This is a genomic window from Allomesorhizobium aridi, from assembly GCF_043769475.1.
In the GTDB taxonomy this organism is placed as follows: Bacteria; Pseudomonadota; Alphaproteobacteria; order Rhizobiales; family Rhizobiaceae; genus Allomesorhizobium.
In genome coordinates this window covers 141703-153952 of sequence record NZ_CP171728.1, presented here as the reverse complement: position 1 = coordinate 153952, position 12250 = coordinate 141703, and the positions used below count along the sequence as shown (strand labels likewise).

13 protein-coding genes are annotated in these 12250 nt (G+C 61.7%); 5 read left to right on the top strand and 8 right to left on the bottom strand.

Going from position 1 to position 12250, the window contains the following annotated elements:
* The first annotated feature begins 384 nt into the window (after positions 1 to 384).
* Positions 385 to 639 carry a DUF982 domain-containing protein gene (locus ACG873_RS00700; protein ID WP_394886065.1) on the top strand — a complete coding sequence of 85 codons (255 nt, stop codon included), beginning with the start codon at positions 385 to 387 and terminating at the stop codon, positions 637 to 639.
* 371 nt (positions 640 to 1010) lie between these two features.
* On the opposite strand, the gene ACG873_RS00695 is transcribed toward ACG873_RS00700, so the two are convergent.
* The 3 genes from ACG873_RS00695 to ACG873_RS00685 form a co-directional block, all read right to left on the bottom strand.
* Positions 1011 to 1238, bottom strand: a complete 228-nt coding sequence (locus ACG873_RS00695; protein ID WP_394886063.1) for a hypothetical protein — start codon at positions 1236 to 1238, stop codon at positions 1011 to 1013.
* 157 nt (positions 1239 to 1395) lie between these two features.
* On the bottom strand, positions 1396 to 2526 hold the full coding sequence (locus ACG873_RS00690; protein ID WP_394886061.1) for a pyridoxal-phosphate-dependent aminotransferase family protein: 1131 nt from the start codon (positions 2524 to 2526) through the stop codon (positions 1396 to 1398).
* Between the two features lie 114 nt (positions 2527 to 2640).
* Positions 2641 to 3411, bottom strand: a complete 771-nt coding sequence (locus tag ACG873_RS00685) for an HAD-IA family hydrolase (protein ID WP_394886060.1) — start codon at positions 3409 to 3411, stop codon at positions 2641 to 2643.
* 341 nt (positions 3412 to 3752) lie between these two features.
* On the opposite strand from ACG873_RS00685, the gene ACG873_RS00680 reads away from it, so the two are divergent.
* Positions 3753 to 4691: a sensor histidine kinase gene (locus tag ACG873_RS00680; RefSeq protein WP_394886058.1), complete on the top strand. Its 939-nt coding sequence runs from the start codon at positions 3753 to 3755 to the stop codon at positions 4689 to 4691.
* 346 nt (positions 4692 to 5037) lie between these two features.
* Here ACG873_RS00680 and ACG873_RS00675 read toward each other — a convergent pair whose 3' ends face one another.
* Positions 5038 to 5307 (bottom strand): YMGG-like glycine zipper-containing protein, encoded by a 270-nt coding sequence (locus ACG873_RS00675; RefSeq protein ID WP_394886056.1) that lies wholly within the window; start codon positions 5305 to 5307, stop codon positions 5038 to 5040.
* A 475-nt stretch (positions 5308 to 5782) separates the two neighbouring features.
* On the opposite strand from ACG873_RS00675, the gene ACG873_RS00670 reads away from it, so the two are divergent.
* From ACG873_RS00670 to ACG873_RS00660, 3 genes are all read left to right on the top strand, one after another.
* A complete protein-coding gene (locus ACG873_RS00670; RefSeq protein WP_394886055.1) occupies positions 5783 to 6133 on the top strand; it encodes an MbcA/ParS/Xre antitoxin family protein in 351 nt (116 codons plus the stop codon).
* Positions 6134 to 6137: 4 nt separating this feature from the next.
* Positions 6138 to 6635 (top strand): RES family NAD+ phosphorylase, encoded by a 498-nt coding sequence (locus tag ACG873_RS00665; protein ID WP_394886053.1) that lies wholly within the window; start codon positions 6138 to 6140, stop codon positions 6633 to 6635.
* A gap of 333 nt (positions 6636 to 6968) precedes the next feature.
* Complete coding sequence (locus ACG873_RS00660; RefSeq protein WP_394886051.1) at positions 6969 to 7706, top strand: GGDEF domain-containing protein; 738 nt, start codon at positions 6969 to 6971, stop codon at positions 7704 to 7706.
* A 303-nt stretch (positions 7707 to 8009) separates the two neighbouring features.
* Here ACG873_RS00660 and ACG873_RS00655 read toward each other — a convergent pair whose 3' ends face one another.
* The 4 genes from ACG873_RS00655 to ACG873_RS00640 all read right to left on the bottom strand — a co-directional run bounded on the left by ACG873_RS00655 (position 8010) and on the right by ACG873_RS00640 (position 12249).
* Positions 8010 to 9020 carry an AI-2E family transporter gene (locus ACG873_RS00655; RefSeq protein WP_394886050.1) on the bottom strand — a complete coding sequence of 337 codons (1011 nt, stop codon included), beginning with the start codon at positions 9018 to 9020 and terminating at the stop codon, positions 8010 to 8012.
* A 225-nt stretch (positions 9021 to 9245) separates the two neighbouring features.
* Complete coding sequence (locus ACG873_RS00650; protein WP_394886048.1) at positions 9246 to 10502, bottom strand: Zn-dependent hydrolase; 1257 nt, start codon at positions 10500 to 10502, stop codon at positions 9246 to 9248.
* On the bottom strand, positions 10499 to 11338 hold the full coding sequence (locus ACG873_RS00645) for a BtpA/SgcQ family protein (RefSeq protein ID WP_394886046.1): 840 nt from the start codon (positions 11336 to 11338) through the stop codon (positions 10499 to 10501). The genes ACG873_RS00650 and ACG873_RS00645 overlap by 4 nt, the downstream gene beginning before the upstream one ends.
* On the bottom strand, positions 11335 to 12249 hold the full coding sequence (locus tag ACG873_RS00640) for a ribokinase (protein ID WP_394886044.1): 915 nt from the start codon (positions 12247 to 12249) through the stop codon (positions 11335 to 11337). The genes ACG873_RS00645 and ACG873_RS00640 overlap by 4 nt, the downstream gene beginning before the upstream one ends.
* Between the last annotated feature and the right edge of the window lies 1 nt (position 12250).

Below are 12250 nucleotides of genomic sequence, written 5' to 3'. Positions count from 1 at the left end.
TTCTGTGCTCCACCAAGAGGCTGTCGGTGGAGCTTGAACGCACGAACTGGCTTTTCGACGCAACAGGACCGATCGCTCGGCTATTCGGCAATTCGACAACGACTGCTGAGAGGTTCTGACTACTTACCCAGCGGCCGCCGAGGAAGCCAGCATACCGATCGGCGACGATCGCCGACCGCCGCCTGAGAACCGTTAAGCGCAAGCGCTGAAGTCTCGCCGGCTGCCTTCAATGCCAGCGTACGCATGCTCACCGCAGGGGATGACGTCAGGGGATTCACGTTCCGCCGTCGACGCCCGGAAATATGTTCCTGGTGCTCCGGCGGGATGCTCCCATCGTTCTGATCTGTAGCAACCAAGCGCCGATCCGCTGCGTTGAATATCGTCATGGATCGCGTCTGGTTTCATCCGCCTGTCCCGATCTGCTTCCCCGATTGGGTGGGAACTACGATCCATGTCGGCAATGTTGTCCAGGCCACCGATATTCTGTTGCGCTTTTGGCCGGTTGAACCCGGTCAAAAACATCGTATCGCAAGAGAGGTTTGCCTTGCCGCCTTGGAAGATCCGGCGAAGGCCGGGATTGCGCGACAAGCTTTTCAGGAGGCTGCTGAAGAGGCGGGGATGTTGGTAGGTAGGCGGTGACATCCTCACGCCGCCTGACTGAACAGGCCAACTGACGGCCGAGGAGCGCGCCAAGCCTTTGCCCGCGATGCCGCGCTGGAGGACGAATCTTGGTCGATTCCGATCTTCCGCGGTGATGCGACAGCCATCTGTCGCGAGCATTTCCCGCGAATCGGTTCCCCGCGCTTGCGAAGCAACCCTGAGGTCGTGTTTTGAAAGCCAGTGTCCATGATACCATCCGCCGGCATGGCCTCGACCTGCCCGAATGCCAGACCGTGTGGGGCTGGCGCTACGCGGGGACAAGGTAGCGTCAGCCTTCCGGATTTTGGGGAATTGCCGTCTCGCGCTACCGGCTGGTGATATCAAATGAAGAGCGGCGCAGCTGCCTTACGTCAAAAGTGATCAGGTTTCACACCGAATGGCAGGCCAACTTTTCTATTATGCATGAACATCTCCCCCGCGCCGCTGACTGCCTGCCAAACCCATGTGAGGAACGCCTGATGGCTGACGAGGTAGTCGAAAAAGGCGGAAAGACATTGCGGATCGCAGACGAAGAGTGGCTGATCGTTGAGAACGACGTCGCCCCCGTTTTTCCCAGCCTGTTCGTTGAGGCGCGACATTTCGCACGGATTGCGTCGATTACCTGAAGGTTCTTACCGCCATCTTTTGCCCGCTCCCAACTCCGATTTACAGCTATGTTCGCGGCGCGGACACCTCCACATTAGCAGCTCGGATACGCCGAGAAATGCACTCAGCGGAGCTGCCGAATACGATCCGCTACCCGGCCCGCTTGGCCGATGGCAGGATCGTCCCGATGGCGTCCGCCAGGTGCTCCACATTCTCCATCCGGCAGGTCTCGCCCATCAGGCCGATGCGCCAGATGCGCCCGGCGAGCGGCCCGAGCCCGCCGCCGATCTCGATGCCGAACTCTTCGAGCAGACGCCGACGCGCCGGGGCGTCCTCGACGCCTTCTGGGACCCACACCGCGTTCAGCTGCGGCAGGCGATGCTCCCGGTCGACAACGAAGGCGAAGCCGAGCGCCTCCAGCCGTTCGGCCAGGTGCTCGTGGGCTGTCCGATGGCGCGCCCAGGCCGTCTCCAGCCCCTCGGCGAGCAGTCGCGAAAGGCTCTCGTTGAGGCCGTAAAGCGCGTTGACCGGCGCGGTATGGTGATAGGAGCGGCCACCCTCCCCGTCCCAATAGCCGAGCATGAGGGTGAGATCGAGGAACCAGCTCTGGATCGGCGTCTTGCGCGACTCTGCCGCAGCGACCGCGGCTTCGGAGAAGGTGATCGGCGCCAGGCCGGGCGGCGCGGAGAGGCATTTCTGCGTGCCTGAATAGACTGCGTCCGCCTGCCATTCATCCACGAACACCGGAATCCCGCCAAGGCCGGTGACGGTGTCGACCACAGACAGCATGCCCGCCTCGCGCGCCAGGCCGCAGAGCGTGGCGGCATCGGAGCGTGCGCCCGTCGAGGTTTCCGCATGCACGAAGGCTAGCAGTTTGGCGTTGCGTGTGTCTCGGATCGCGGCGCGGACGGCCTCGGGGTCAACAGGCTTGCCCCATTCACAGGAAACCAGGCGCACCTCTGCGCCCGCGCGTTTGGCTATTTCGGCCATGCGCCCGCCAAACACGCCGTTTTGCGCTATGATTGCTGTATCGCCCCGCTCGAGCAGCGTCACCAGCGCCATTTCCATCGCGAGCGAAGCCGGCGCCGACAGCGGGAAGGTGACACGGTTTTCCGTCCGAAAGGCGAGCCGAAGCTGGTGCTTGATAAGCTCCATCAGCTTGATGAAGCCCGGATCGAGGTGGCCGATGGTCGGCCGGGCCAGCGCCGCAAGCACTTCCGGCGCTACATTGGACGGACCTGGGCCCATCAGGAGGCGAGGCGGCGGCGAAAAAGCGTTCATCCGAGGCGTTTCCCCTGGCGACCGGCGAACCGGCTTCATATTGCTGGGCGCAAGATGGCGGAAGCGCAGCTGCTAAGTAAAGTTTAATCCCTTTATGATCGTGCTAAATCAGATTTACTGCCTCGCGCGCTCGCCGGTGCGAGCAACCAGCAGTGCCTGCAGGGCGGGGACATCGATCAGGTCGGCTTTCGGCCTCCACCCCGCGATGTGCCGCAGCGGTCGGCCGGGCTCGCCGAGGTCGGAGACGACGCAATCGGCCCCGGTGAAGTTTTCATGCTCGGTATAGATGCTGGGCGTAAGCACGACCGGCAGCCCGGCGGTCTTCGCCGCAACCAAGCCGTTCAAGGAGTCCTCGAAGGCCACGCATTCGCTTGGCGCCAGCCCGAGCAGGCCTAGCACTTGCAGATAGGCTGATGGATCGGGCTTCTTGCGGCTGACGTCCTCGCCGGTGACGATCGCCGAAAACCAGGCCGCCCCAGCCCGGCCGAATGCGGCGGCGAGCAGGGCGTCAAGATTGCTGCGGCTGGTCGTCGTTGCGATGGCGACCGCGACCCCGCGCCCCCGCGCCTCGGTGATCAGGCGCCTGACGCCCGGCCGGAGCGCCACGCCGAATTTCGTCCGCAGGGCATAGAGCCTGTTCTTCTCGGCATGCAGCGCAGCGACCCTGGTCGCCGCATCTGCGCCGATATCCAGGCTCATGCGATCGAGATAGTGAAGGATGCGTTCCTTGCCGCCGGTGATCTTCAGGAGATCACGGTAGATGTCCCGCGGCCACTCCCAGTCATGGCCGGCATTCGCGAACGCCTCCTCAAAGCAAATACGGTGAAGCTCCTCTGTTTCGGCAAGCGTCCCGTCCACATCGAAAAGCAAAGCCTTGAGTGGCATGTCCAACCGATCCCTCGTTAGAAGCGGTGCCTGGCCGGAGCTTAATAGAAGCATTGCTTCTGTTGCATCGAGATTGCGCTCCGCTCCCTGTGACAAGCTGTCTCGCGACCCGATTCTGGGAAGCCCGCAAGTGCCGGATGTATTGAACATCCTGGTGTGAATCGGCATCTCTGCGTGACCCACCCGCCACTGAGATTTCAATGACTTATGGCGCCGATCGGCGCCGAAGCCCCACGCCGATTTACAGTTCAAAGTTTCGCAACCACAGTTCTGCAATTGGCGGTCAAGGTTGTGGACTCCAACCGATGCACCTGCTTTGATGGGCTCGTGGGGAGGGGCTGATGGCCAGCAACGGCTTTGCTGAATGGCCGCCGCAGGACCGGCAAGTGCCGCCGGTTCCAGCGCCATCGTCAGTTCCGGAAAAGATTGGGCTGCCGAAGTCGAACGTCACATCGCCTGGCGCAACGCCAGGTTTGTTTTCCGTGGTGCCAAGAGCTACTGCAGCTACGGCGGCAGCGACCGGTTCAGCTATTGGGTTGTTCCTGCTGTCCCGAGCGGTTTTTCAGGTTTCCTACGACTGGTTAGACCTGACGGAGGCCATTCTGATTCCCATATTGGTCGCGTTTCCAATCGCGACCTTCATCTTCTATCAGGCCGATCGGCTCGCGATGGCCAAGGTGGCCCTGGCTCGGCAGGCGAGAGACAACGAACGCCAAAAAATGCTGATAGACGAGCTGAATCACCGGGTCAAAAACACGTTGGCGACAGTCATGTCGGTCTGTGCGCAGACCGCGCGGGGCGCCACGGACGTCGAACTGTTCGTTGACCTCTTCAAGGGGCGCCTTGTTGCGCTGGCTGGCGCCCATGACATTCTTTGTAGGCAAGGGTGGAGCAAAGTCTCGCTTGGCGAGCTGTCGGCGCAAGTTCTTGCACCGTATGGGGACCGCATTGAAACGCAAGGTGCTGATGTACCGCTGCGCCCATCAGCGGCTTTGTCGCTGTCGATGGTTCTTCATGAACTCGCCACGAATGCAGCGAAACACGGTTCGCTATCAGGAAATGGGATGGTGACCATTAGGTGGACCACGAACGGGAAGTTTGAGCTGGAGTGGATCGAGAGCGGAGGCCCGGCCGTCATCAACAATCCAGTTCGGAGCGGTTTTGGTTCCAAACTGATAAAACAGGTGGTCGAGCGCGAACTTGGTGGCTCTGTTCAGATCGAGTACCGGCCCGTGGGGCTTCTGTGCCGCCTGGTGATGCCCAGCAACAGCATCGATTGAGGAACCCCAGAGACGTGACGGCCGGCGCCGGACCGCGCCGGCTGACCAAGATGTTGGGGTGATCGCGGACGAGTAGACGTTCTGGTCGAGCGCCTCCTAGCACCGAAGAAGCAATGCGTACGGAAGCGCATTGCCCACCGGTCAGTCTAAGCCGTCACGGTCCGTGGTTGAGCCGTGCCACAGGGTTTAGTGACCGGACCCTCGAGCTTTGGAGACATTCTTGCAGCTCCGTCGCGCCGTTGCGCCGAATGGTCAGAATCGGACGGGACGTTTCGACATTTCCCGTGCTGCGCGGGATGCGACTTCCCGCTAAGCGCTGGGAGCAGCAGCGATCAGATCGCGGTGCTCAATATCCTGCAGGGCAACGTGCGATATAGCGGCGGCCATAGCGATCCCGGTAAATGCAATCGCCTGGTTCATTCGCGCGGCCAATTATCGCCCCGGCAAGCGCGCCAACTGCGCCGCCGATCACGGCGCCTTCGGCACGCACTCCCGGCGAGGCTACGGCAGCTCCGACTGCGGCGCCGCCAAGCCCGCCAATGGCAGCGCCCCGCTCGGTTTGAGAGCAAGCGGTGAGTTGTGCAAGCACCGCCAACACAATGAGCGCATTCTTCACGGCTGATCCTCCCGGAGTTGATCTCCGGAAGAAGAAATGCGCGAGTTCGGGAATCGCTCCAACTCGCTGGCAGCCCGCAAGAGACGCTTTGCGCTGGATCAGGGAGGGACCGCCCGTTGCTGGACTTTTCCCTCGCTGGCGCGCAGTCCGCTCCCGAGTTCCACACTGCACGCTTATGCGACTTTACAAATGGCGAACGCTGATAACTGCCTGTGTCACAGATCTGATTCCGCTGACGCAGGCGCATCTCGAGTTTCGTAAGCCGCGCCCTACCTGCTCGCCTGGATCAGCATGTCGCCGCCCACTGGCGCACATTTGAGGGGTGTAGACCGGAGACAAGGGGCAGGTCCGACCTATCGGCGAACCGGATTTCCTCCCTCTTTCGCTTTTATCTGCCCGCTTCTGTATCTTGAAGGCCACTGAAATTGACGCTATATTGCGTCAAAGAAAGCGTCGCTGACGATAGGAGGCTCGAATGGGTTTGGTGCAGTATTCCGACAATGGGTTCTTCGCGCCTCGCAAGATCGCAGACGCCTTCCGCACAACCAGCGAGGAAGTCGCCCACACAGCGGGACTCGGCAAGGATGCGGTCCAGCGTAAGGACCGCGTCCGCTCCGACAAGACCCAACGCCGGCTGCGCGAGATGGTCGAGGTGATCAACAAGGTCGAGCCGCGCTTCGGTTCGACGTTGATGGCTTATGCCTGGTATCGCTCCGAGCCGCTGCCCGGGTTTTCGGGTCAAACTGCCATGCAGCTCGTGCGCAGCGGTCGTGGGGAGGAGGTGCTCGAATACGTCGACGCGGTCGACGCCGGCGTTCACGCCTGACCCGGTGCTGTATCGGGGAAAGCTCTATCGCGCGCTGAATCCTGTCTACGCGCGCGAGCCGCTCTCAGGCCGTGGCGCCGAACTCTATGGCGGACGATTCAATCCGAAGGGTGTTCCTGCTCTCTACGCATCATTGTCGGTGATGACGGCGCTGCGCGAAGCCAACCAGGTCGGAAATCTCCAGCCCACCACACTCGTCTCCTACGACGCGGAGATCGACGGAATTTTCGACTCCCGGGATGAACCAGCCCTGAAAGCCGAGAGCATGGATGCCGCCGCGCTCGCCGACGGCACGTGGCGCGACCAGATGAAGGCGAGCGGGGAAGCACGAACGCAGGCTTTCGCCCGCCGACTGATCGCCAGTGGCTATCAAGGCTTGCTGGTGAGGAGCTTCGCCCGCGGTGCGACCGGGGACGACCTCAATCTCGTGCTCTGGAAATGGGGCAATGCGGCCCCGGCCCGCCTGATTCTGATCGACGACGAGAACCGCCTTTCGAGATAGCTGCCTATGCAGCGGGCTGCACATTTCCCGGGGCGGCCATTTGACCTTGATCACCGGATCCGCTCTGATAGCCGACCCCCTGCCCTGTAGGGCCCAACGCCTCAATGCATCCGCTGGGCCCAGATGGCAGAATTTTGAACCGGCCATAAAGCGACCGCCGCTCCGGTTGGCTAAGAGGCGGTCTGCGCGATCTCCTAAAAAGCGCCGGTCAGCGCAAAGGCTCGATTAACCGTCGTCGGCTATGCTCGCGCCTTGGATGGGCCGGGCACCGCAACGACGATGATCAAGCAATTATTGGACTTTTCCGCTGTCGGCCGGGGGCGGATCGTCGTTTTGAGCACACTCGGCACGCTCTGCTGCATCGCCGTTGCCTTCGGCATCGACAGCTATTCCTTCGATACCGGCACCTGGCGCTGGGGCTCGCAGCCGCTCAACAATGTGATCATTCCCCTGCTGCTCGCCCCGCCATTCTTCGGCTATCTGCTCGGCAAGCAGCGCGAACTGGCCATAGCGCATCGCGAACTCATGGTCGTCGCCTCGACCGACCCACTCACCTCATGTCTGAACCGCCGGGCGTTCACGGCCATGGTCGACCGCTATCTTGATCGCATCGCCGCCCAGGAGGCCGGGCATTCCGGTGCGCTCCTGGTCATCGACATCGATCACTTCAAGACGATCAACGACCGGTTCGGCCATGTCTGCGGTGACGAGGCGCTCAAGGCCATCACCCAGGCGATCAGGCAGGCGCTGCGCGAATTCGACATATTCGGGCGCATCGGAGGCGAGGAATTCAGCGTGTTCCTGCCCGGCGTCAGCCCCGACCGCGCAGGCATTGTCGCCGACCGCATCCGCACGGAAGTGCTGGCCACCGAACTCAATCTCGGCGAGGAAAGCTGCAGGCTTTCGGTGAGCGTCGGCGGTGTCACCTTCGACCGCGAAACATCCTTCAGCGAACTCTACCGCCATGCCGACCAGCGGCTCTACGAAGCGAAACGGAACGGCCGCAACCGCGTGGAGATCGTCCATCATGCTTTGCCGGTATCCCCAAACGAGCAGGTCAGCGTTCACTAGAGCGCAACCCACTGCTATCGGCCTGCCAAAAATGGGCAGGAGACCCTGAAAACAAATGTAGCTCGCGGGGCGCGCCGAGCTACCGCTCGTTCGTGGCGGCCTCGGTGGCACCAGCCTGTTCGGCGGCGTCGGCGCGCCTGGTGATCGACTTGATTTGACAACGGCGTGGTCCCCCGTGCGGCTGGAGTTCACTCGGCAGCTCATCGCCCGCGGCGGAATGATCATCTTCGCGGGCTCGCTCAGCCAGTCCGCGAAATGCTAAGAGAGCTTTTCAGTTCCAGACCGCAATCTTATGTGACTTTGTCAGATCAACTTCCGCATCATTAGCTCGTCCTTGACATAGGCGTAGTAGATCGGCGCGGCGATAAGTCCCGGAACCCCGAACCATGCTTCCATCACAAGCATGGCCAGGAGAAGTTCCCAGGCCCATGCTTTTATCCTCGTGCCGATGATGCGGGCGTTCACAAAATATTCGAGCTTGTGGATGATGACGAGGAAGGCGAGCGATGCCAATGCGACCGACGGTGACACGCTGAAGCTCACCAGCACGATCACCGTGTTCGAGATCAGATTGCCGATCACCGGCAGAAGTCCGACAAGAAAGGTGATGGCAATCATCGTCTTCAAAAACGGCAGATTGATACCAGCGATCGGGAGCACGATCGCGAGATAGATGGCCGTCAGAAGTGTGTTGAGCGCCGAAATCCGGACCTGAGAGAACACAATTCGCTGGAACGCCTGGCTGAGCACCATAACACGCGCTTCAAGTGCGGCAGCCAGCGGTCCAGGCTCGTTGGCACGAGTGTCCCTGCCAAAGGCGATCATGCCGCCAATTATCATGCCGACGATGACGTAGAAGACAAACGAACCGACATCACCGCCGATGTAGCGGAGCTGCCATGCGTTGTCGCGCAACCATTTGGAGGCGGCGTCCTCGAATTCCTTGATGTTTGCCGGCAGATATTCGCTCGCCCAGGAAGGCAAGTGGTTACGTGCGGTGTCGATCACCTCCGCCATGCGCTGGAGGAGAAAAAACAGATTCTCCGGGCCGGCAGTGAGTCGGGATGAAATGGCAACGACCAATAGTGCGATTGCCGTCGTGACGATCACAGTCACCAGCGTCAATGCAATTGCCCTGCCGAGTTTGCGGTTGGCAATGCCGAGACGATAGAGGATCGGGACGGTGGAGTGCACAAGTTGTGCAATGAGCAATCCCGCCAGAAGCGCGGGCAGCAGCCCAAGCTTCAGAACGGCATAAAGCGCGACGAGCGTTGCCAGGACAGAGATGGCGTCGAGGTCTGACCGGTCAGTCAATGGTGGCAGCCCTTCGTGGAATCGCTTGAATGATATCTGGATGCCTTCGAAGCGCACCTCGAAGTTTTCGATCACCAAAGTGCAACGAGCAAAATGTCACCTGCTCGGTTTAGCGACCTTCTGGGCGGTCAATACACTATCGCCGAACCGGCCGCTGGCGAAGCGGGACTCTAGCACGAGATGGCGGCTAGCGCTGCGCGACTTCCCACGCTTCGACCCAAGGTCTCAGCTTAGCGCATCCAGCCCTCTCGTTGCCGCCAAGGTCGCCTCGAGCAAGAGACGGGCGCCAATGACGGCGTGCTCGGGCTCGACATATTCGGCCTCGTTGTGGCTCAACCCGTCACGGCAAGGCACGAAAATCATCGCCGTCGGCGCGACCCGGGACAGATGGAGCGCGTCGTGGAATGCGCCCGAAATCATGCGCTTGTAGGGAATGCCAAGGCGTTTCGCGGAAGCCTCCAGAATGTCTACCATTGCTTCGGAGAAGCGTGCCGGGGCCATGGCGAATAGCTTTTTAATCTCGACTGTGCAGCCGCGTGCGTCAGCTGTTGCCGAACATGTGTCCGCCACCTGCCTTTCCAAGGCGTCGAGCATGGCTTCGGTGGGATGGCGGATATCGATCGAGAACGAGATCGCGCCCGGAATTGCGTTGACCGATCCCGGCTCGGCAGTGACACGGCCGACCGTCAGACGAGCCTGCTCGTCTCGCGGCATGACGCTGCCAAAAAGATGATGCATCGCATCGGCGGCCGCGGCCATAGGATCGCGCCGGTAGGCAAGTTCGGTCGTGCCCGCATGCGCGGCTTGTCCGGTGATAGTCACCTCCAGCCAACGCGTGCCCTGTACCTCAGTAACCACACCGATCGGGATATTTTCCTTTTCGAGTGCCGGTCCTTGCTCGATGTGCAATTCAAGGAAACCCGCGACAGGCCGGCCAAGCGGGCGGGGAGCGGCGTTGGGCAAGGCCTTGAGGGTGGCGGCGAGTTCCTCGGCGAAAAGCGCGCCATCGCTCCCGGTCAGAGATGCCCACGTTTCGGGCACGCGACCATGGCGATGCGCCATCGATCCCATCGTGCCGGGTGAAAAGCGGCTGCCTTCCTCGTTGGTCCACGCAACGACTTCGACCGGCCGGTTGGTCTGAACGCCAGCGTCTTCCATGGCCTCGAGCACCTCCAGGGCCGCCAGCGTTCCAAGTGTTCCGTCGAACCGACCGCCGGTCGGCTGGCTGTCGAGATGACTCCCGATCAGGAATGGCGGCAGCATGTCATCCTGACCTGGACGGCGGATGAAGAGATTGGCTATCTCGTCCTGATGGATGGAGAAGCCGCGCGCGTGGCCGAGACTGGCGAGAAGTGCGCGAGCATCGCGATCCTCACGGCTCAATGCTTGGCGGTTGACGCCGCCGGCCGGTGTCGCGCCGATCCTGGCAAAGGCAGCAAGCCGTCCGAGCAGCCGTTCGGCATTGATCGCCGGTCTGCTCATCGCTTCAGGCCGGTGATGAATGCCGTGACACGCGCCGGATCGACCGTGTTCCACCATACGCCGTCATGCTTCAGCGCGCTCGCAATGATGACGCCATCAATGATGTCCAGAATGTCGCCGGCATTGTCTGGCGACACACCGCTGCCGACCAGCGTCGGCAGGCCCGCCGCTGCCTTGATCATGCGGATGTAGTCGAGATCCGCCGCATCGCCAGTGCGCTGACCGGTGGCGATGATCGCATCGGCGTCGAAAAAGACCAGGTCTCTGACAAGTTCTTCTATCGGGCGGTCGGCAACGATCGCATGCGCCCCATGCTTTACATGCGCATCGGCAAAGATGCGGATGCCATTGGCCCGCAGCCGAGCGCGATAGCGTGCGGCGCGGCCGGACTCTCCTTCCATCAATCCTTCATTGGCGACATAAGCGTTGGCCCATTGATTGACGCGGACGAAGCCTGCGCCGGCGGCGCTGGCGACCGCCAAGGCTGGGATCGCCGCATTGGCAAGCACATTGATGCCGATCGGCTTGCCGAGTTCGAGTCGGATGCGGTCGGCGACGACCGCCATATAGGCTGCAGTCTCGGGTCCTATATCGTCCGGCTTGGCAAAGGGGATGTCGCCGTGGTTCTCGATGATCACGCCGTCGCAGCCACCGTGGAGATAGGCGCGCGCATCGTCGAGCCCGCGCTGATAAATCGCCTCCACGGCCTCGCCGTCATAACGCGGGGCACCGGGCAAGGGAGCCAGATGGACAACGCCGATGACCACCTTGGTCCGCCCGAAAAGCGATAGCAGAGTGTCGGCGCTCGATTGGCCGATTGGGCGCGTGGGTGTCATGAGCGTTTTGGCTTCAGTTGATCGATGAGCGCTGCGATTTCGTCCGCCGAGGGACAGGAGGCTAGCGTACCCAGCCGCGTTACCGCGACTGCCGCCGCCGTGAGCGACACTCTAAGCGCGCCCATCATTGTCAGTCCCTTGGCCAGGCCGCCCGCGAGACATCCGCAGAAAACGTCGCCGGCGCCGCTGGTGTCGAGCGCCGCAACCTGCGGGACCGGCAAGCGACTTGGCTTCGGCTTATCTCGATCAAGGACGAGGCATCCTTCCGCGCCAAGCGTGATCACCGTTGTCGTCGCGCCCTTAGCGGCCAGAGATTTTGCCGCTTCTGTCATATCTCGTTGCCCGGTCAGCGCTTTCGCTTCCACTCGGTTCACGACCAAAACATCGGCGAGACCCATGTCTGGCAAACTTAGGGCGTCGAGCGGGCTTGCGTTCAGCACCGTTCGCGCGCCTGTCTCACGCGCGACCTGAAGACACGCATTTGTCGCGCTGCTCGTCAGGTTTCCCTGCATGACGACGATGTCGCCCGGCGCGATCCTGCTCGCCAGGGCGGTTTGCGCAATCGGGTCAAAGGCCTGGGCACAGGCAACGCCGCTGACGATGATATTTTCGCCGCCTGTGTCTACGACAATGGTCGACCGGTCGCTCGGCAGATCGAATTCCGTCGCTTGGGTGTCGGAGAGCTCCTGGCCCAGCCGCTGCCTTATCCAGGAGCCGGTATAATCACTGCCAAGGGCCGTCCAGAACGTGACCGCCGCGCCTGTGCGCGCTGCCGCGACCGCCTGGTTCGCGCCCTTGCCGCCGAGCCCATCGCTGTGGGTGAGAGCATTCAATGTCTCGCCGGCACTCGGAAATCGCCCAGTGCGAAAGGTAGTATCGGCACAAGCGTTGCCCACGACGTGAACGTGCATC